This is a genomic window from Geomonas sp. Red32, assembly GCF_023652955.1.
GTDB lineage: Bacteria > Desulfobacterota > Desulfuromonadia > Geobacterales > Geobacteraceae > Geomonas.
This window is the reverse complement of the sequence record NZ_JAKLOY010000001.1, coordinates 1-21238: the sequence shown is the minus strand read 5'-3', so window position 1 is coordinate 21238 and position 21238 is coordinate 1. Positions and strand designations below refer to the sequence as shown.

General features: G+C 62.6%; 17 protein-coding genes and 1 pseudogene. All 18 read left to right on the top strand.

Features of this window, described 5'->3' with window-relative positions:
- The first annotated feature begins 150 nt into the window (after nucleotides 1-150).
- The gene (locus tag L4X63_RS00090) at nucleotides 151-1419 is read left to right on the top strand and encodes a TolC family protein (protein ID WP_250676552.1); all 1269 of its coding nucleotides are present in this window, start codon (nucleotides 151-153) and stop codon (nucleotides 1417-1419) included.
- 70 nt (nucleotides 1420-1489) lie between these two features.
- The gene (locus L4X63_RS00085) at nucleotides 1490-2884 is read left to right on the top strand and encodes an efflux RND transporter periplasmic adaptor subunit (RefSeq protein ID WP_250676551.1); all 1395 of its coding nucleotides are present in this window, start codon (nucleotides 1490-1492) and stop codon (nucleotides 2882-2884) included.
- Nucleotides 2885-3032: 148 nt separating this feature from the next.
- Nucleotides 3033-3416 carry a GxxExxY protein gene (locus L4X63_RS00080; protein ID WP_250676550.1) on the top strand — a complete coding sequence of 128 codons (384 nt, stop codon included), beginning with the start codon at nucleotides 3033-3035 and terminating at the stop codon, nucleotides 3414-3416.
- Nucleotides 3417-3521: 105 nt separating this feature from the next.
- Nucleotides 3522-6659, top strand: a complete 3138-nt coding sequence (locus L4X63_RS00075; protein WP_250676549.1) for an efflux RND transporter permease subunit — start codon at nucleotides 3522-3524, stop codon at nucleotides 6657-6659.
- A 178-nt stretch (nucleotides 6660-6837) separates the two neighbouring features.
- Nucleotides 6838-7296: a hypothetical protein gene (locus L4X63_RS00070; protein ID WP_250676548.1), complete on the top strand. Its 459-nt coding sequence runs from the start codon at nucleotides 6838-6840 to the stop codon at nucleotides 7294-7296.
- A 246-nt stretch (nucleotides 7297-7542) separates the two neighbouring features.
- Nucleotides 7543-7947, top strand: coding sequence for a heavy-metal-associated domain-containing protein (locus L4X63_RS00065; RefSeq protein WP_250676547.1), 405 nt, complete (start codon nucleotides 7543-7545; stop codon nucleotides 7945-7947).
- Nucleotides 7948-7998: 51 nt separating this feature from the next.
- Nucleotides 7999-8475 carry a DUF2318 domain-containing protein gene (locus L4X63_RS00060; protein ID WP_250676546.1) on the top strand — a complete coding sequence of 159 codons (477 nt, stop codon included), beginning with the start codon at nucleotides 7999-8001 and terminating at the stop codon, nucleotides 8473-8475.
- Nucleotides 8476-8573: 98 nt separating this feature from the next.
- Nucleotides 8574-9734, top strand: a complete 1161-nt coding sequence (locus L4X63_RS00055) for an ABC transporter permease (RefSeq protein WP_250676545.1) — start codon at nucleotides 8574-8576, stop codon at nucleotides 9732-9734.
- 37 nt (nucleotides 9735-9771) lie between these two features.
- Entirely contained in the window at nucleotides 9772-10467 is a 696-nt protein-coding gene (locus L4X63_RS00050; protein WP_250676544.1) for an ABC transporter ATP-binding protein, read from the top strand.
- Between the two features lie 57 nt (nucleotides 10468-10524).
- Nucleotides 10525-11154: a hypothetical protein gene (locus L4X63_RS00045; RefSeq protein ID WP_250676543.1), complete on the top strand. Its 630-nt coding sequence runs from the start codon at nucleotides 10525-10527 to the stop codon at nucleotides 11152-11154.
- Nucleotides 11155-11753: 599 nt separating this feature from the next.
- A complete protein-coding gene (locus L4X63_RS00040; RefSeq protein WP_250676542.1) occupies nucleotides 11754-13082 on the top strand; it encodes a cytochrome c3 family protein in 1329 nt (442 codons plus the stop codon).
- 76 nt (nucleotides 13083-13158) lie between these two features.
- Nucleotides 13159-14397 carry an NHL repeat-containing protein gene (locus L4X63_RS00035; protein ID WP_250676541.1) on the top strand — a complete coding sequence of 413 codons (1239 nt, stop codon included), beginning with the start codon at nucleotides 13159-13161 and terminating at the stop codon, nucleotides 14395-14397.
- An 86-nt stretch (nucleotides 14398-14483) separates the two neighbouring features.
- Nucleotides 14484-15062 (top strand): cytochrome c3 family protein, encoded by a 579-nt coding sequence (locus L4X63_RS00030; RefSeq protein WP_250676540.1) that lies wholly within the window; start codon nucleotides 14484-14486, stop codon nucleotides 15060-15062.
- A gap of 4 nt (nucleotides 15063-15066) precedes the next feature.
- Entirely contained in the window at nucleotides 15067-17019 is a 1953-nt protein-coding gene (locus L4X63_RS00025; RefSeq protein WP_250676539.1) for a hypothetical protein, read from the top strand.
- Nucleotides 17019-18128: an SMP-30/gluconolactonase/LRE family protein gene (locus tag L4X63_RS00020; protein WP_250676538.1), complete on the top strand. Its 1110-nt coding sequence runs from the start codon at nucleotides 17019-17021 to the stop codon at nucleotides 18126-18128. Before L4X63_RS00025 ends, L4X63_RS00020 begins: the two co-directional genes overlap by 1 nt.
- A 5-nt stretch (nucleotides 18129-18133) precedes the next feature.
- Nucleotides 18134-20059: a cytochrome c3 family protein gene (locus tag L4X63_RS00015; RefSeq protein WP_250676537.1), complete on the top strand. Its 1926-nt coding sequence runs from the start codon at nucleotides 18134-18136 to the stop codon at nucleotides 20057-20059.
- A 61-nt stretch (nucleotides 20060-20120) separates the two neighbouring features.
- Nucleotides 20121-20333: a hypothetical protein gene (locus L4X63_RS00010; protein WP_250676536.1), complete on the top strand. Its 213-nt coding sequence runs from the start codon at nucleotides 20121-20123 to the stop codon at nucleotides 20331-20333.
- Between the two features lie 469 nt (nucleotides 20334-20802).
- Nucleotides 20803-21238 (top strand): annotated as a pseudogene (locus L4X63_RS00005) (cytochrome C); the annotation flags it as partial.

Below are 21238 nucleotides of genomic sequence, written 5' to 3'. Positions count from 1 at the left end.
CGTCTCTTGTAGAATATTCCCCAGCGCCCGGTAGGATATTCTCCTTTTCTCCTACTCCTTTCGCACAGTTCCACCATCTTCCGGTAGTTTCCGCTGCTGGCACACCCGTTGCTAGTCCAGGAAAGATCGTTTGAACCCCCAGGAGTCTCCATGACTGCCAGAATCGTAACCATCCTGTTCTTAGTGCTACTGACGGCGCCGGCCTTCGCCGCCCCGGAGGCTCTTCCCCCGGAGAGTCTCCCGAAGCTGCTCGACGCCGCCGTCTCCAACAATCCCGATATCAAGTCCGCCGCCATCCACGTGGGAACCCTGAAGAGCCGTGCGCGGCAGGCGGGGAGTCTCGACGACCCGATGCTGATGCTGAAGATCCAGAACGGCCTGATCAACGACCCGCTGAACTTTTCCAAGGACGCCATGACCCAGAAGGTGATCGGGATCTCCCAGCAGCTTCCCTTCTTCGGAAAACGGGCCCTGCGGGAAGAGGTTGCCAACAAGGAGGCGGAGGCCTTTCACTATACCCACGAGGAGAAGACGCTGGAGCTGATCCGCCAGGTGAAGGAAGTCTATTACCAGCTCTACTTCACCGACCGCTCGCTGGCCATCGTCCAGAAGAACATCGGGGTGCTCGACACCTTCATCACCCTGGCGGAGACCAAGTACTCGGTTGGGCAGGGGGCCCAGCAGGACGTCTACAAGGCGCAGCTCGAGCGCTCCAAGATGCTCGACATGCAGATCTCGCTGGAACAGCAGCGGAAGTCGCTGGAGATTGCCCTTAACTCCCTGCTCTACCGTCCGGCTACCCAGCCGGTGGGCCCCATACCGGAGCCGGTTCTGAAGGACAACCTTCCCCCGGCCAAGACCCTGGCCGAGCTGGCGGAGCAGAACCGCCCGGCGCTGAAGAACCTGAAGACCATGATCGAGCGGTGGGAAAGTTCCTACAAGCTCGCCAAGATGGAGAATTACCCGGATTTCAACGTCTCCTTCGAGTACATGCAGCGCGACCGCGCCATGGGGAGTAACGGCGACGACATGTATTCCCTGGGGGTGACCTTCAACCTCCCGGTCCGCAAGGAACGGCGCCAGGCGCTGCAGGCGGAGTCCACCTCGGAGGTCAATATGACCACCGAGGACCTGAACGCCGCACGCAACACCATCTCCAGCGGGATCGCCGACCTGCTGGTGCAGATGGAGCGGAGAAAGAAGCTGATCGAGCTCTACAAGACCGGCATCATCCCCCAGGCCGAGCAGTCGCTGGAGTCGGCCACCATCGGCTACCGGGTGAACAAGGTAGACTTCCTCACCCTTCTGGACAGCCGGGTGACCCTCTTCAACTACGAGCGGGAGTACTACGACTCGGTGGCGGATTACCAGGTGAAGAGGGCGCAGCTGGAAGCGCTGGTCGGCAAAGAGCTGGAGTAAGGGCGGGCGGCAACCGATAGGTTAATTGAAGAGTTTTATAAATCGCGATCGAAGCGAGGCCATAGCAACCATGAACAAGAAAATCGCCATACCCCTGACTGTCGTGACCCTGACCCTGGTGGTGGGAAGCTGGATGTATAAGAGCGGGAAGCTGCAGAAGGTCCCGGGCTGGAGCAAGGGGGACGGCACCGCCAAGCTGGAGACCTCCTCCAAGGTCCTCTACACCTGCCCGATGCACCCGTTCATCATCAAGGACGCCCCGGGCGTCTGCCCGATCTGCGGGATGCAGCTCATCAAGAAGGTGAACCAGGCCCAGGAAGCGACCGCGCAGACGCCGGAGCAGAAGCAGCAGGCGGCGCAGCTTGGCCAGGTCGCCCTCTCCCCGACCCAGCAGGTGATGGCCAACGTGGAAACGGTGGCGGTGAAGAAATCTCCGATGTACAAGGAGATCGCCGCCGTGGGCATCGTCCAGTACGACCAGGCCCGCCAGGCCAAGGTCACCGCCTGGGCCGCCGGCAGGATCGACCGTCTCAACATCAATACGGTCGGGGCCTACGTCTCCAAGGACCGCCCGGTTGCCGAGCTGTACTCGCCGGACCTGGTGGCCGCGCAGCAGGAATACCTGCTGGCATTGAAGAGCCGCGACCAGTTGAAGAACTCCCCGATCCAGTCCATCTCGCAGGGAGGGCAGGGGCTGGTGGCCTCCGCACGGCAGCGGCTGAAGCTTCTCGGGGTGAAGGACAGCCAGATCGCCTCCCTGGAGAAGGCCGGCGAGCCGAACATCCGCATCCCGATCTATACGCCGCTCTCCGGCATCGTCATCGAGAAGATCGTGCAGCAGGGGCAGTACGTGAACATGGGCGATCCCCTCTTCTCCATTGCCGACCTGTCGCGGGTCTGGGTGGAGGTCGAGGTGTACGAGAACGACTTCCCGTCGGTGAAGGTGGGGGAGGGGGTGGCGATCACCTCGCAGTCCTATCCCGGTAAGACCTTCAACGGGAGGGTCTCCTTCGTCTATCCCTTCCTCGATCCCAAGACCCGGACCGTGAAGGTGAGGGTAGCGCTCAATAACCCGGGGCTCATGCTGAAGCCGGACATGTTCGTGAATGCGGTGCTCAAGTCGTCCTTGGGGAACACCATGACCGTGCCGAGCCAGGCGGTGATCGACACCGGGGTGAGGCAGGTGGTCTGGGTGGAGAAGAGCGCCGGCGTCTTCGAGCCGCGCGAGGTGAAGGTGGGGGCGAAGGCCGGCGACAAGATCCAGATCCTGTCGGGGCTTAACGTCGGCGACAAGGTAGCCGCCACCGGAGGGTATCTGATCGACTCCGAAAGCAAGTTGAGAGGCGGGCCCGGTACCCAGGGGAGCATGCCGGGGATGGACATGAGTAAGCCAGCCCCCGGAGCCTCCCCGGCGGCACCGGGGAAGAAGAAGGACGGCATGGATATGAACGACATGAAGATGTAAAACCGAGGCAAACCCACGGCAATGGAACACGGATGACACGGATTGAACGGATAAAGGCGGATTAGACAAAGACAAAGGCAAGGCTTTTAGGGGAGAGGCAAAGGCTTTTTGAGGGGGAATCAAAACCGGGAAGCAAGCGGAGGGAGATGTGCTCCACGAGGCTGCGACGGAACGGATTATTGGCTGCTTCTATAAGGTCTACAATACGCTTGGGTATGGCTTTCTCGAGAAGGTCTACCAGAACGCGATTGCCCTGGAGTTGACGGAACATGGCTTCACTGCCAACCCTCAACAACACATCCCCGTTTTCTACAAGGGTGTGGTGGTCGGTGACTACTTCGCCGATCTCATGGTGGATGACCAGATCATTCTCGAGCTAAAAGCGGCGGAGTCATTGCGGCAAGAGCACATCGCCCAGCTTACCAACTATCTCAAGGCGACCGGAAAGGAACTCGGCCTCGTCCTTAACTTCGGAAAGAAGCCGGAGCTTCGGAGGGTGATTTACACCCTGGATCAGTTCGATGTTGACTAGCTTTTACCTTAAAAAGGTTCTGACTTAGCCTTATCCGTGTTAATCCGTTCAATCCGTGTCATCCGTGTTCTATTGGTTTTTTTACTCTCTTAAGGTCCGGTTTTTATGATCGAGAAAATCATCGAATATTCCGCCCGCAACCGCGTCGTCGTCCTGATGCTCTTCGCGCTGATCATCGCCGCCGGGGTCTGGGCGGTCTACCGCACCCCGGTCGACGCCATCCCCGACCTCTCGGATAACCAGGTCATCGTCTTCACGGACTACCCCGGCCGCTCGCCTCAGGTGGTGGAGGACCAGGTTACCTACCCCCTGGCCGTCAACCTCCAGGGGCTCCCCATGGTCAAGGCGGTCCGCGCTTCCTCGGCCTTCGGCTATTCGATGATCTATGTGATCTTCGACGACAAGGCGGATATCTACTGGGCCAGGACCCGCGTCCTCGAACGCCTGAACTACGCCGCCTCGCTCCTTCCTGCCGGGGTCACCCCGACGCTCGGCCCGGACGGCACCGGTGTCGGCCACGTATTCTGGTACACCATCGACGGGAAAGGGTACGACCTCGAACAGCTCCGCACGCTGCAGGACTGGTTCGTCCGCTACCAGCTCAATACGGTCCCCGGGGTCGCCGAGGTGGCCTCCATCGGCGGCTTCGTCCGCGAATACCAGATCGACCTCGACCCCAACCGCCTCTTCTCCTACAAGGTCTCGGTGGACGACGTCATGAACGCCATCAAGCGCTCCAACAACGACGTCGGCGGCGGCCTCATGGAACACGCGGACGCCGAGTACCTGATCCGCGGCACCGGCTACGTCAAGTCGGCTTCCGACCTGGAGAACATCGTGGTCGGCTCCGGCGCCTTCGGCACTCCCATCTACGTCAAGAACCTCGGCACCGTCCAATTGGGCGGCGCCATCCGGCGCGGCCTCCTCGACTTGAACGGCGACGGCGAGGCGGTGGGGGGCATCGTCGTCATGCGCTACGGCGAAAACGCCAACGACGTCATCGAACGGGTCAAGGAGAAGATCGCCGCCCTCTCCAAGGGGCTTCCCCCCGGCGTCACCATCACCGCCCGCTACGACCGCTCCGACCTCATCGAACGGGCCATCCATACCCTGAAGCACGCCCTCACCGAGGAGTCGGTCGTCGTGTCGCTGGTGGTGCTGGTCTTCCTGCTCCACTTCCAGAGCGCGCTGGTCATCGTGCTGACCCTTCCCATCGCGGTGCTCATGTCCTTCATCACCATGAAGTTCATGGGGGTCACCTCCAACATCATGTCGCTGGGGGGGATCGCCATCGCCATCGGGGTCCTGGTCGACGCCGGGGTCATCATGGTGGAGAACTGCTACCGCCACCTCTCGGAGATGCCCCCCGAGGAGCGGCAGGAGAAGCGCCTCGAGGTGATCATCGCGAGTGCGAAGCAGGTCGGCCGCGCCATCTTCTTCTCGCTCGCCATCATCGTCCTCTCCTTCGTGCCGGTCTTCATGCTGGAAGGGCAGGAGGGGAAACTCTTCCATCCGCTCGCCTTCACCAAGACCTTTTCCATGGTCGGCTCGGCGCTCATCGCCATCACCCTGGTGCCGGTCCTCATGTACTACCTCATGCGGGGCAAGATGCCGCCGGAGAGCTCGAACCCGGTGTCGCTCTTCTTCATCAAGCTCTACTCGCCGGTCATCCGCTGGGTCCTTAAGTACAAGAAGACCACCATCCTCCTGAACGTCATCGCGCTCGCCATCGCCATCCCGATGTTCATGTCGATCGGCTCGGAGTTCATGCCGCCTTTGGACGAGGGGAGCCTTCTCTACATGCCGGTGACGCTTCCCAACATCTCCATCACCGAGGCGAAGCGGATCATCCAGGTGCAGGACAAGATCATCAAGGAGCAGCCCGAGGTGGCCTACGTGCTCGGCAAGGTGGGGCGCGCGGAAACCTCCACCGACCCGGCCCCGGTCTCCATGTTCGAGTCGATCATCATCCTGAAGCCCAAGGAGCAGTGGCGCCCCGGCATCACCAAGGCGGACATCGTCTCCGAGCTCGACGCGAAGCTCCAGATCCCCGGGGTGCGTAACGGCTGGACCCAGCCGATCATCAACCGGATCAACATGCTCTCCACCGGGGTCCGGACCGACCTCGGGGTCAAGATCTTCGGCAAGGACCTGGAGGTCCTGAAGGATCTCGCCGTGCAGTCGGAAGGGATCCTGAAGACGGTGCCCGGGGCGGCGGACGTGGTGGCCGAAAGGGTCACCGGCGGCAACTACGTCGACATCGACGTCGACCGCGAGGCGGCGGCGCGCTACGGCATGGACGTGGGAGCCGTGCAGCAGATCATCGAGACAGCACTCGGCGGGATGCAGCTCACCACCGCGGTGGAAGGGCGCGACCGCTTCCCGATCAGGCTCCGCTACCTGCGCGACCTGCGCGGGGACATCCCCTCCATCCAGCGGATGCTGGTGACGACCAAGGACGGCTCCCAGATCCCGCTCTCCCTGGTGACCAAGGTGAAGGTCTCCACCGGCGCTCCCGAGATCGCCAGCGAGGGGGGCCTTCTCAGGTCGCTCGTCTACCTGAACGTGCGCGGCCGCGACATGGGTGGCTTCGTGACGGAGGCCCAGAAGGTGCTGGAGAAGAACCTGAAGCTTCCCCCGGGTTACTACGTCGCCTGGTCGGGACAGTGGGAGAACCAGGTGCGCGCCAAGGCGCGGCTGCAGGTCCTGGTCCCCGCCGGTATGGTGATCATCTTCGTCCTTTTGTACTTCACCTTCCACTCGGCCTTGGAGGCGAGCATGGTCATGCTCTCGGTCCCCTTCGCACTGGTGGGAGGCGTCTACCTGGTCAAGGCGCTCGGCTACAACATGTCGGTGGCGGTCTGGGTCGGCTTCATCGCCCTCTACGGGATCGCGGTGGAGACCGGGGTGGTCATGGTCATCTACCTACACGAGGCACTGGATAGAAAGCTCATCCACGGAACCTGCACCGAACAGGACATCTACGACGCCACCTACGAGGGGGCGGTCTTGCGGCTCAGGCCGAAGCTGATGACGGTGGCGGTGGCCCTCATCGGCCTCGTTCCCATCATGTGGTCTACCGGTACCGGCGCCGACATCATGAAACCGATCGCCGCCCCCATGATCGGGGGGATGATCTCCTCGGCGGTCCACGTGCTGATCATGACGCCGGTCATCTTCGTGCTGATGAAAAAACGGGATCTCAAGAAGGGGAAACTGAAGTACTCGGGGATGAAGCACTGACCACCGCGAAAGTGGTACGATAAGCCCAGGTCCCGGAAATTGAAAGTGCAGATCATAATGGGGTATTCCTAACCGCTTTCACAGAGTTAAGTGAGGTTCGGCATGCCGAACCTCGGTCATGCATTTTCACTAATAGTGAAATTGCTGCAAAAAACACAAAAATGACAAGGAGTCGCAGATGAGAAGAATCGTCTTGGTACTGGCAGCAGCATTGGCCCTTTCCGCACCGGCCTGGGCCATGGATCATTCGGGTATGAACATGGAGCACGGCTCCATGAAGGGGCATGCCGCCCACGAGGAGGTCGTCGACGGGGTGAAGGCGACCTTCAAGGTCACCACCATGAAAGAGGCGATGAAGGAGATGGGGATGGAGATGCCGGAAGGGGTCAAGGAGACCCATCACATCTCGGTCTCTTTCGTCGACGCCAAGACCGGCAAGCCGATCACCGATGGGAAGGTGAAGGTGAAGGTGCTCGGGCCGGACAAAAGCGAGCAGACCAAGGACCTCATGGCGATGCACGGCCACTTCGGCGGCGACTTCGACATGGCCAAGAAAGGGAAGTACGGCGTGATGTCCAAGTTCCAGATCAAAGACGGCAAGACCCGTTCGGCGAAGTTCTGGTACACCGTGAAGTAGCCCCGCGGCCGGTACCCTCTCCCCGCCTCCCGGGGAGGGGGCACCGGGTGGGCTCCGCCGCACCGTTGTAGAAAATGCTACTTCTCTTTGAAGACTATTCCTCACCCCCTCCCGCCGCTCTCCGCTTTCCCTCTCGCAAACCCGCCATTCACGCCGTTTCGGTCCGGCCGCCGCCGTGGCACGCTCCTTGTATCCATCCGGCTCGTAGGGTACGGCCGGGGGATGCCCGGCTACAGGAGTTTCCGCATGCGTAACAAAGTCATCAACATTTCCCTGGTAGCCCTGGTCCTCGTGGTGCTGGCCGTTTTCGGCCGCTACGTCAGGATGGGAGCTTGCGCCGATGCGGTAGTGGTGCTGAAGACCAGCGGGATCACCTGCGACCGCTGCGTCCAGCAGGTGACCCGTGCGCTGCAGTCCCAGCGGGGGGTGGCTGCCATCGAGGTCGATCTCAAGAAGGGATGGGTGGTGGCCGGCTACGACTCGAAGCAGGTGGCCCCCGGGGAACTCGCGAAGAAGGTCTGCGATAGCGGGTTCTGCAGCCAGGTGGAGAAGGTGCTCACTCCGCAGCAGTTCAAGGCGGTGGCCGGTCACGAGGTCAGCCGGCAGACCGGCGGCTGTTGCGGTCAAAGGATCTGCAGCGGCAAAGAATAGGACGTCAGGAAACGAAGAAGAGCATTCTGCATCACATAAAGGAGTCGACACATGGAAAGGTTGTGCAAAAACGGAATCAAACTGGGCGTCTTAGCCGTCGTCCTCGCGGTCGCGGTGGCCACCGCGGTCTGTGCCTTCGAGTTCCCCAGCTTCGGCGGGAAGTACCAGAAGGTGAAGCCGGTCAACGGCGTGGTGTCGGTCCCGCTGGCCAAGGTCAACGACGGGAAGGCCCACTTCTTCAAGTACTCCGAAGGGGGGAAGGAGCTGGACTTCTTCGTCGTGAAGGGGAGCGACGGCCAGATCCACACCGCCTTCGACGCCTGCGATGTCTGCTATCACGAGAAGAAAGGGTACGTCCAGCAGGGGGGGAACATGATCTGCAAGAACTGCAACAAGAAGTTCCCGATCACCCAGATCGGCGCCCAGGCCGACGGCGGCTGCAACCCCTCCTACCTTCCCGCCAAGGTGGACGCCTCGACGGTACGCATCAAGGTGAGCGACCTCAAAAGCGGGGCGCGGCTTTTTTAAGGGTCACCCCGCTCCCGCCCCCTCTCCTTGATGAGGTGGGGGGGAGGTTGTCTTAAGCGGAAGCAAGCGGCTAATCTCTCCGGAAATAGGTACTGCCCGTGAAACTGCACAACATCTCCTTCAACAACCTCCGCCGCCGCAAGGCCAAGATGGCCTTTCTGACCGTCGGCCTGGTGGTCGGCATCGCCACCATCGTGACCCTGCTCACCCTGACCCGCTCCATGTCGGCCGACATCGAACGGAAGATGGACGAGTTCGGGGCCAACATCCTGATCACTCCGCAGCAAAACGGCCTCTCCCTCACCTACGGCGGGATCAGCCTGGGAGGGGTCAGCTTCGACCAGACCGAGATCAAGGAATCCGACCTGGCCGTCATCAAGACCATCGCCAACCACAAGAACATCTCCGCCGTCGCTCCCAAGGTGCTGGGCGGGGTGCAGGCCGGGGGGCACCAGGTGCTGCTCGTCGGGGTGCAGTTCCCGCAGGAGCTGAAGATGAAGCAGTGGTGGAAGGTTTTCGGGGAAACGCCCAAGGGGCCGGACGAACTCCTCGTCGGGAGCGAGGCCGCCAAGGTGCTCAACCTGATGACCGGGGATACCCTGGATATCAAGGGAAAGAGCTTCAAGGTGAGCGGGATCCTCGACGAGACCGGCTCCCAGGACGACTCCCTGGTCTTCGTCGATCTTCCGGTAGCCCAGCGGATCCTCGGCAAGGAGGGGAGGGTGAGCCTGGTCGAGGTGGCCGCCCTCTGCTCCGGCTGCCCGATCGCCGACATGGTGCAGCAGCTGGCCGAGAAGCTCCCGGGAACCAAGGTGAGCGCGATCCAGCAGGTGGTGGAGGGGCGGCTCAAGGCCATCGACCAGTTCAAGCGCTTCTCCTACGCCATGACGGCGGTGGTGGTCTTCATCGGGTCGCTGATGGTCTTCGTGACCATGATGGGGAGCGTCAACGAACGGACCACCGAGATCGGGGTCTTCCGGGCCATCGGGTTCAGGAAGAGCCACATCATGCGGATCATCCTGGTGGAGGCCGCCGTGGTGGGGATCCTGGCCGGGGTGATCGGGTACGCAGCGGGGATCGGCGGGGCGCGGCTCGCGCTTCCCTTCATGTCCGACGGCAAGGCGCTGCATCTCGTGGTGGACGGCGGACTGGCCGGAGCGGCGCTCGCGCTGTCGGTCCTTTTGGCCCTCTTGGGGAGCCTCTACCCGGCCCTGCATGCGAGCAAGCTCGATCCCACCGAGGCGCTCAGGGCGCTTTAAGCTCCGGCTGGGCGGCAGATCATAGGAAAGGAACGTCATGGCACTTATCGAGGTAACCGGAGTCAGCAAGAGCTATACGACGGGGGACGAGACGGTCGCCGCCCTCCGCGGGATCGACTTCTCCATCGCGGAGGGGGAATTCGTCACCATCATGGGGAGATCCGGCTCGGGGAAGAGCACCCTCCTCTCCGTTTTAGGGGGGCTCAACCGCCCTACCGGCGGCACGGTCACGATCGCCGGGGTAGACCTCTACGCCCTCCCGGGGGAGCGACTGGCGGACTTCCGGAGCCAGCGGATGGGGTTCGTCTTCCAGTCCTTCAATCTGATCCCCTACCTGACCGCCCTGGAGAACGTCATGCTCCCCCTCGCCATCTCCCCCTGGAAACCGGCGGAGAAGCAGGCGGCGGCCCGCGAGGCGCTCGACCGGGTGGGTCTTTCCGGCAAGGGGGACCGCCTCCCCAGCCAGATCTCGGGGGGCGAGCAGGAACGGGTGGCCATCGCCCGCGCCATCGTCAACCGGCCGGCCATCCTCTTCGCCGACGAGCCGACCGGCAACCTCGACACCGGCACCTCCAACCGGATGATGGAGCTCTTCCGCTCGCTCAACGAGGGGGGGCAGACGGTGGTCATGGTCACCCACAACCCGGAGAACTGCAGCTACGCCGAGCGCACCATCCACATCCGCGACGGGGTGGTCGAGGCCATCGGCCAGGGCGGAGGAGGGATTGCTTGACACCCGTCTCTCCCGCGGTGTATTACAGAGTCAGACGTCACGGGAGATTCACCACTCATGAGTAAAGATAAGGACGAGCGGAAGAGAACGCACCTGAAACTGGTGGTTAACAACCCCGAGATCAGGAGCGCGAGACCGGCAGGTGGAGAGCAGGAGTTTATCCCCCTGGAGGATCTGATCGCCAACCGCGACACCTTCCGCCCCGCATTCTACCGCGGCATGGGGAGGGTGCAGAGCAAGGCGTACCGGCTTCTCGAGCGGTTCCTCGAGCTCCGCAACGCCCCCTACGGCATCGACCCGGTACACGGCAAAGTGCTGGTGCTCCCCGCGGGGAGCGTTTCCCCCGAATCCCAGGAGTTCGGCTCCCCCCAGGACGAGGTGCTCCTGAGCATCACCGAGGACGCCGGCGGCTCCGGCCTCTGCTTCTCCCTGGAAATGATCCTCCCCTACTTCAGCGAGGACGACGCCGTCATGGAAGAGGCGCTCCTTTTCGCCCCGGTCCTGCAGTACGGCGCCCTCTTCCTGGAGGAGAACCCCCACGACGGGCTGCTCGACCTCATCTACCGCCTGTCGGTGCCGCTCTACCCGCCGGTCCCCACCAGCCGCCTGGTGGACCGGATGTTCGCCATCTTCTCGTTCGAGCTCAAGGAGACCTTCCTCGCGCTCTCCGACTACCCCGAAGGATGACCCCGCGGCAGCACCGTCACCCTCTCCATCGCGCCGGCCATTAATCCTACTAAAATAACGGCTTCTGTCTCTTAGCCGGGGGCGTTAGCTCATAGCCGCTCCAAGCGCGCGGTATCCGCTGGTCTTTACGTCCCCGCTTCTGACACGGGGAGTCCGGCCACAGAATTTTCCCTTTTCAAGTGTCCTGTAAAGGTGTTAATGGTAGACCGCTTAATAAACAGGGGATAATAAATCTTTTCCTGGTTTCCGGATCTTTGTCAGGATTTCAGGCAGCTAGCCGGGCCTGACAAGCATTTCGTGTTGAAAAAAAATGGCGAATCTGATAAATAGCCTGAGGATTTTGCTGGCTTTCCAACCTTGAGTTGGCATATGCTCTGGCAAAACTTTTCCGGTGACAGGCACACGAAGCAGGTGTCCGGCGCACTTACTCTGCCGGAGGCGGCATAGGCACGGGGGGCATGACTTTTCAGGCCCTTTTTTTACGCGTTGAGCCTGTACGGGCTCCTGAGTAACTTGCGCATCGCATTGTGGCAGTATCCTCCGCACGGAAACTCCCCGCGGGCGGGCCACTATCACAACTTCGGGCGGGATGACATTCAATGAAAAGTCATGTTGCAATTTCTATCGTGCTGACCCTCCTCGTCCTGTGCCTCGCCGGTCCGGCCCACGCCGGTTCCTGTCTCACTGCCGGCTGCCACGCCGACATCGCCGCCTTGAAGAACCCGCACGCCCCGGTGAAGGATGAGGATTGCACCTCCTGCCACACCCAGGTCGTGAAGGAACACCCGGTCAAGGGGGCCAAGAGCTTCAAGCTCTCCTCGAAACAACCCTCCCTTTGCTTCGGCTGCCACGATCCCTTCGGGAAGAAGAAGTTCCAGCACTCCCCGGTCAAAGACGGCGAGTGCACCGCCTGCCACCGCCCGCACGGCTCCAACCAGCCGTTCCTGCTGGAGGCCGGCGAGGACCGCGCTCCCCTTTGCCTCAACTGCCACGAGTCGGATCCCTTCAAGCAGAAGTACATGCACGGCCCCGCCGCGGTCGGCTCCTGCAACACCTGCCACGAGCCGCACGAGTCGAACGAGAAGGCGCTCATGAAGGGGCCGGTGCGCGAGGTCTGCCTGAAGTGCCATGCCGACTTCGCGGCGGCCTTCAAGGCGGCCCCGGTGGTCCATCCGCCGGTCCGCGACGACGCCTGCACCGCCTGCCACAATCCCCACGGCTCGCCGGTCAAGATGTTCCTCAAGAACAAGATGCCCGACCTTTGCCTCGGCTGCCACAAGAGCATGGCGGCCACGCTGGCCGCCGTCAAGGTACCCCACAAGCCGGTGATCTCCGAGGGGGCCTGCGCCAACTGCCATGCCGCCCACTACGGAAAGGCCAAGGGGCTTCTGGCCGCCGACCAGATGACCGTCTGCCTCGGCTGCCACGGCGTCGACAACCTCGGTACCCCGCCTCTCAAGAACATCAAGAAACAGATCGAAGGGAAGCCCTACCTGCACGGGCCGATCAAGAAGGGAAGCTGCAAGGCGTGCCACAACCCGCACGGCTCTGCCTACTTCCGCCTGCTCCCCGGCAACTACCCGAGCGAGCTCTACTACCCGTACCAGGACGGCGCCTACGACGCCTGCCTCAAGTGCCACGAGAAGAACCTCCTCCGGTTCCCGGAGACCACCATCTACACCAACTTCCGCAACGGAAACCGCAACCTCCATTACGTACACGTGGTGAGCCGCAAGGGACGCACCTGCCGGATCTGCCACCAGCCCCACGCCTCCGACGGGCCGAAGCTGATCAACAAGAATGGAGCGGAATTCGGCGAGTGGAAGATCCCGATTAACTTCATGATCACTTCCACCGGAGGAAGTTGCGCCCCCGGCTGCCACCGCAAACTGAAGTACGACCGGGTCAAGCCCGAGACCTACCAGTAACATCGGTGCTGGCAGGCGGACGGCTCTCCTGCCGCCCGTCCCAGCAGGAAGCATGTGTTGCAAAGGAGCAAGAAACATGGTGAAGGGGATTAGTGGCATTGTGAAGTCGTTGAAGTCCGTGGACCTGAGGCTGCCGGTCCTGCTGCTGCTCGTGGCACTGCTGGCGGGATGTGCCGAGACCAAGAACGCCCAGACCGGGCCGGTGTTTTTCCCGCCCCCGCCTGACGAGCCGCACATCCAGTACCTGACCGGCATCTCCAACTCGGCCGACCTGACCGGCAAGCAGAGCATCTTCTCCCGGCTTCTGACCGGGGGAACCCAGACCGTCGTCCGGCTCTCCAAGCCGTACGGGGTGGCGGTGCATGGCGGCAAGATCTACGTCTGCGACATCGGTGCCTCCCAGATCGTGGTGATCGACATGGTCAACAAGACCATGAAGAACCTCAACGAGGAGATCGGGGCCGCCGAGCTCAAGAAGCCGATCAGCGTGACGGTGGACGACGACGGCTACGTCTACGTGGCTGACAACGGCAGGAAGGACATCGCCGTCTACGACGCGGATGGCAAGTACGTGAAGTCGATGGGGAAAGACCTGGGCACCACTCGCAGTATCATCGCGGTCTACGCCTACAAGGATTACCTCCTGGCCCTTGACAACCGGCTCGGGGAGATCTTCGTCATGGAGAGAAAGAGCGGCGACCTGATCTCCACATTGGGGAGGAACCCCGACAAGAGCAAGAACATGGCGCTCCCCAACGGCATGACGGTCGATTCCAAGGGGAACATCCACGTCGTCAACATCGGTAACGGCAAGGTCAAGGAGTACGACCTCGACGGCCACCTCCTCTCCGAGTTCGGCAGGATGGGGGACGGGTTCGGCGAGTTCACCCGCCCCCGCGGGATCACGGTGGACGACGAGGGGAACATCTTCATCGTCGACGCCGGACACCAGGTGGTGCAGGTCTTCAACTCGCAGCGCCGCCTGCTCGGCTTCTTCGGCCGCCCGGGGCTTCCCGCCGGCTCCCTCAACCTCCCGGCCGGCATCGTGGTCACCAAGGAGAACCTCCCGCTGTTCCAGAAGTATGCGGCGCCGGGATTCAAGCTCAATCAGGTGGTGATCGTCGCCAACCAGTACGCAAGCCCCATCAACTACTCGCTCGCCTTCTACGGGATGGGGGAGATGGAGAAAAAGCCGGAAGACAAGGCCAAGAAAGAGAAGGCGGACGTGAAGGCCAAGAAGCCCGAAGAGAAGGGCGCCGCCGCGCCGGCTGCCGCCCCGGCCGCTACCCCGGCTGCTACCCCGGCTGCCAAGTAACGATACGGTGCAATGAGCCGCCGCGCGGGTGACGGGACGGTCCCCGCGCGGCGGGTGCAGTGATGAATTCGGGAATCGGAGTGCTGATGCGGAAGACGCTGGTAGCTATGTTCGGAATGTTGGTCGCCTCGGCGGCCCTGTGGGGGTGTGACCCGGTCACCGTCCACAAGGTCACCTCGACCATTTTCGACGGAGTACCCGCCATGCCTCCCGCCGAGCAGTACTGCGAGGACTACCACCTGAAAAAGCTCCAGGAGGAGAAGGAGGCCGCTCTCAAGAAGAACTCCGCTTCGGCCGCGGGCGAAGGGGAAGGCTCCGCCCACCCCCCGTACAAGCAGAAGAAGTGCGACAACTGCCACGACAAGTCGAAGGACTCCGGGTTGAAGAAGCCCAAGGAGCAGCTCTGCTTCATGTGCCACCCGAAGATCCTCAAGGGGTACTTCCTGCACGGCCCGGCCGCGGTCGGCGCCTGCCTCGAGTGCCACGATCCCCATTCCTCTCCCAACAAGTCGCTCATGAAGCTGGAGCGCGCGAAGCTTTGCGTGCAGTGCCACCGCGAACCGCGGCAGGCCAAGGCCATGCACGACAAGGTCACCGCCACCGGACTCTTCTGCATGGACTGCCACGACCCGCACTCCGGGCAGGCGAAGTACTTCCTCAAATAGCGGCATGCGCGCCTGGGTCCTTTATCTTTTTCTGGCACTGTGGCTTCTTGGGGAAGGCACCGCGCTTGCGGCCCGCAACGAGGAGGTTATCCAGTACCCGAGCCTTTTGATGCTGGGGGACATCAACCAGTCCCTCGGGGTCTCCTACAGCTACGCCGAGCACATAAGCCCGAGTAATTCGAGCTCCGTCTCCAACTCGCTGATGGAGAAGTACACCATCAACGCCACCGGCGCCGTGCTCGACCCGCACCTTTTGAGCCTCCAGATGCTCGGGGGGCTCACCTACTCCCAGCAGTTCAGCCAGGAAAACCTGAAGCTGTTCGACGCCGAATACAGCATCGTGGGAAGCGGCCTCGACCTTACCTACCACCCGTTCTCGTTCGGCAGCTCGCACACCACCTCCTACATCAGCAACGGCTACCAGCCGACCTACGCGGTGACCAGCAACAACAACCAGGTCAGCGCCACCCTGATGAACTCCAAGGTGCCGCTCCAGCTCTTCTACCTCCACAGCACGTCCGATACCGAGGGGCGCGACGAGAACACCCACAGTGCGACCGACGCGGCCGGTATCCTGCTCCATCACGACTACCAGGATATCAGCAACACCAACCTCTCGATGACCACCACCAGCACTGAGGCGGGGACCACCAATTCCAGCGGCTACTCGCTCGCCTTCGGCAACGACCTGGCCTTCGACAAGGCGCGCCAGTACCGGCTCTCCACCAACCTGAACATCAACGACAGCCGGGTGCAGGGGGTTCCGCAGCGGAACATCTCGCTCACGAGCCAGCTCGGAACCGCGCTCGGGAAAGCGCTGCAGGGGACCCTGGGGGACAGCTACACCTACAACTCGACGCTGAACTTCCAGAACGAGAACCAGACCGAGCGGAGCAACACCCTCTCCGGCTCCCTTTCCCACCGGCTCTACCAAAGCCTCCTCACCAGCGTCTCCGGGTCGATGACCAACGGGCGCTTCCTGGGGGGGTCGACCGAGTCGTACTCGGGGAGCGGGAAGGTCATCTACATGAAGCAGCTCCCCGCGCAGGCGAACATGATGGTTACCTTCGACGGCGCGCTCTCCTACTCGAGCCAGGAGTTCCCCCTCTCCCAGCTCGCCGTGAGGGACGAGGTGCATGCCAAGGTCAACTGGGGGGACAAGATCAAGCCGAACGTGGCGGGTCAGCTGACCGCGGTGATCACCGTCACCAGCGCGGACAAGCTGATCATCTACCAGGAGGGGTCCGACTACCGGGTGGACCTGGTGCTCGGCACCATCGAGATCCTGACGGCGGGGCAGATCCTCCCCGGTTCCGACATCGCCATCTCCTACACGGTGGCGGTCAACAACTCCATCCGCTACCGCACCGGTACCTACGGGACCTTCGCGAACCTGGCCCTGGCGGGGGGGCGCTACAACCTGTCGGCGAGCTATTCGACCCAGCAGCAGACCCTGCTGGCCGGGCAGGCGACCACCCAGGGGCTCTCGCGCTCGACCGCCCTGCTTTTGCGCGCCGATGCCAACTGGCTCGACCTCCAGGCGGGGGCCGAGTACGGGGAGATCTCCTCCACCCAGGAGGATTCCTACCACGCCTCGGGCTACACCAACTACAACTGGCGCACCGACGATAACGCCCTCCTGGGCTTCTCCCTGCGGGACACCTATGCGGTGCTGAAGGGCTCCCGCGGCGTCGGCAACTCGGGCCAGAACTCGGCGAGCCTGGCGGCCAACTACAGCCGCAGGATATTCGGATTCATCAGCGCCTACACCGCGCTCACCATCAACGACACCCGCGGCTCCGGGGCCTACGCGGACTTCATGTCGCTGCGCTGCGCCCTGAACGGCATGTTCAACCAGCTGCAGTTCACCTTGAGCGGCCAGTACATCTACCGTCTGGCCGGCTCGACGAGCACCCAGGACAGGAACATCACCTGCTCCGTGACGAGGTTCTTCTAGTGAAACCTGGTATCCGTGCCCCGAAGACCTACCGGCTGTGGAGCCGTCTTTTCAGACTGTCCCTGGCCGGGCTTTTCCTTTTGACCTCCGCCTGCGCAACCGGGCAGACGAACCTCCTGCAGCGCTCCAAGCCGGGCCCCCAGTGGCCGGAAGCCCCCATGGCCCCCCAGATCGAATGGGTGAGGAGTATCTCCACGCCTGAGGACGCCGGGATCGGGGTCTCCTTCTGGAAGAAGATCGTCAAGTTGATCGCCGGCCCCGATCCCCGCCAGTTCACCAAGCCGTATGGCGTCCTCTACGACGCGGCCGACCGGCTCTTCGTGGCCGACACCGGGGCGGGGGTGGTGCACCTGATGGACACCCGCCAGCGGCAGTACCGGCGGATCACCAAGGAGCAGGGGCGCGCCTTCATCTCTCCCATCGGGCTCGCCGAGGACGCCTCGGGGCGGCTGTACATCACCGACTCCGAGGCGGGCGCGGTCTACCGTTACGACCTGGCCACCGGGCAGCTCTCCCTTTTCATGGGTAAGCTCGCCCGCCCGACCGGCATCGCCTACAACGCCGTCAATCATCTTTTGTACATCTCGGAGACCACCGCCCACCGGGTGCTGGCCGTGGACGAGAACGCGAAGGTCAAGTGGAGCTTCGGCGACACCCCGGGGAGCATAGGGACCGTCCCGTTCAACCTCCCGACCGACGTCACCGTCGACCGCAAGGGGCAGGTGTACGTCAACGACCCCCTTAACTACAAGATCAGGATCTTCACCCCCGAGGGTCTGCAGGTCGGGCAGTTCGGCGCCATGGGGGATTCAAGCGGAGAGATGAACAAGCCGAAAGGGATAGCGGTGGACCCGGAGGGGAGCATCTACGTGGCGGACGCCCTGCTGGACGCCGTGCAGATCTTCGACGACACCGGCCAGTTCCTCTTCACCTTCGGCGGAGTCGGGACCGAGGACGGCGCCTTCTGGATGCCCTCGGGAATCTTCATCCGGGGTGAGTTCATCTTCGTCACCGACACCTATAACCAGAGGATCCAGATCTTCAGGCGCGTGGCGCCCGAGCGGGAATCGTCGGCGGTCTCAGGCGTTGCCGCGGCGCCCAAGAGGTAACAACCATGGCTTCAATGCGTAGCATCACGATCCTGGCCCGGCGGCTTCGTCTCCCCGCGCTGGCGCTCGTCGCCGCCCTTGGTGCCGCCGGGGCGGCCCACGGCAAGATGAGCGTCCTCGACTCCCCCCACAACCTCTCCGCCTCCGGCGGCCGGGGGCGGACCTCGGGGCTTCCCGGGGTGACCTTCGCCGGCGAGACCCAGGTCTGCGTCTTTTGCCATGTCCCCCACAACGCGATCAGCGGCACTCCGCTTTGGAGCCGTTCGCTGCCGCCGGACACCACACCGTACCAGCCGTACAACCAGTCCTCGACCCTGAACGCGAGCCCGAAGCCGGACAAGCCGACCGGCGCCTCCAGGCTCTGCCTGAGCTGCCACGACGGAACGCTGGCGCTGTCGAAGTACGTCGGGAGCCACCTCTCCGACCAGACCTACATGCCCTACGACCAGATCGCGGGGGCTTCCGGGGCGCTCAACGCCACCGTCAACGCCAAGCTCGGCACCGACCTCAGGGACGATCACCCGATCTCCTTCCAGTACACCGATACCCTGGCCCTGGCGAGCCACCTGGTCTCTCCGTCCAATCTCCCCCCCCAGATCCGGCTCGAGAAGGGGATCAACCTGGAATGCACCGCCTGCCACGACCCGCACGACAACGAGTTCGGCAACTTCCTGGTCATGAACAACGGTTCCGACAACCCGGCCAGCCCCAACTACATGACCGGCTCGCCGCTCTGCGTGGCCTGCCACCAGCCGGCCGGGTGGTCCGCCACCACCCACAACAACACCAAGGATCCCACCCTCGGCCACCAGTGCCTGAGCTGCCACAGCGTTCACAGCGCCCCCGGCCCGGTGCGGCTTCTGAGCTGGGCGAACATGGAGGACAACTGTCTGGCCTCCTGCCACAACGGGAGCGCCACCGCCACCACCTCGGTGAACGTCAAGCCGCTTTTCGACCCGACCACCCTTTACCGTCACCCGGTCAACGTCCACAACCCGAACCCGCTGCTCGATCACGACGAGAAGGAGTCCCTGCCGGTGGCGGCCTCCCACTACCACGTGCAGTGCGTGGACTGCCACAACCCGCACCAGGTGAACGGCACCAACGCGCCGCTTTCCAACCCTCCCAACATCGACGGGCGGCTGGCGGGGGTGAGGGTGGACGCGGCGGGGAACTACGCGCAGACCGAGTTCGACGTCTGCTTCAAGTGCCACTCCGGGCCGTCGGCCGCCCAGTTCTCCGGGCAGACCGAGCCGATGCCCAACCGGATGATCCCGGAGCCCGACCAGCAGCAGCGGTTCAACACGGCCAACCCCTCCTACCACCCGGTGACCGGGGTGAGCAAGATCGGCTCGGCGAGCCTTTTGAGCAACCTGCAGCCGATGCCCCGGATCTACTGCTCCGACTGCCACAACAGCGACCAGAGTACCAAGGCGGGAGGGATCGGTCCCAACGGCCCGCACGGCTCCAACTTCGTCCACATCCTGATGGCCCGCTACTACATGCCGCTGGGCTCGACCGATCCCTCGACCCGCGAGTCCTACAGCAGCGCCCTCTATGCGGTCTGTTTCCGCTGCCACTCGGAGAACTACATCATCAGTAACGGGTCGGCCTTCAGCACCGGGGTGACCAATCACCACTTCAGCCATGTGGTGACCAGGCGGATTCCCTGCTTCGCCTGCCATGATCCGCACGGGGTCCCGATCAGCAACCCGAAGGTGACCGCCGTCAACAACGCGCACCTCATCAACTTCGACCGGGATTACGCGGCGTCGGACACCTTCACCAACCCCTACTACGCGACTACCTCCCCCGGCAACGGGACCTGCGTGGTGGTCTGCCACCAGGCGCCCGGGAACTCGGAGTCGTACGGCCCTATTTCGGGGGTGCTTAAGATGAGGCGCGGGCTGGTCTTTCCACGGCTGCGCTGATGACGCTATTTTGCTCTTGAATGAAAAAGGGCCTTCCCGCTTGACGGGGAGGCTCTTTTTCGTGGACCCGCCGGACAGAGAAGCTCTGGTGCCACCCGCCACCACACCTGCCACCACACCTGCCACCACACCTGCCACCACACCTGCCACCACACCTGCCACCACACCTGCCACCACACCTGCCACCACACCTGCCACCACACCTGCCACCACACCTGCCACCACACCTGCCGTTGGGGGGGGCACCGTTATTCCCCCGGTCCCCACCTCGTGAAAAGACCAAGCCACCCATCGCTAAATAGCCGAATCACCCCCGTCTGGGACGTTGCCGGGGGCTCTGCGGGCCATTCTCTCCCTGACTGATTGGGGCCACAAAGGCCAAAAATGACCACTAAATGACAATTGATCATCGGTTTTAAGAACACCGACGCAACTAATGGTGAACACGCCATTATAATGCCCCTCATACTTCTTTCCGTTACAACGTTTCGACTTCGTAACGCCGAATGTGGTGCGCATGTTGCTGTTACGAAATCGTGACGGGTGGCGCATTCCGTAACCCGCACCAGAAAAAGCCAGACGAGCCGGTAGCAAAAGTCTTGAAATGATCGCAGTTAAATTTAGGAAAGGGGGGGCAACGGAAGAGCCAGGAGCAGGTCGGTAGTTCTCTCAATTCATGAAGTTACGATTCCCGTGAGGGATGAATGCAATAGCATTCAATTCAATGCAAAGGAGAAGCACGAATGAAAAAGGTATTAGCAGTAGCAGCAGTGTTCGGGTCCTTCGCCGTGGCGGGGACCGCCATCGCCGGTCTTCCGGCTGGCACCGGGGTTAACGGCTCCCTGCACGACATGACTAAGGTTGTCGGTCCGACCGCCGACTCCATGGGTCGAGTCTGCGTGTTCTGCCACACCCCGCACCACGCTCAGTCCTCCGACGGCGGGTTCAACCTTCCGCTGTGGAACCACACCATTCCGGACACCACCACCTACACCCCGTACGCTTGGGCCACTCCGCTCAACTCCAACAACGGCACCTTCACCATCACCGATCCGCTGGCCGGCCCGAGCCGTCTCTGCATGAGCTGCCATGACGGCGCCATCGCTATCGACGAGCACGGTTCCGCTCTGGGCAACACCACCGGCACCACCTCCATCGCCAACGTGGACACCGGCTTCG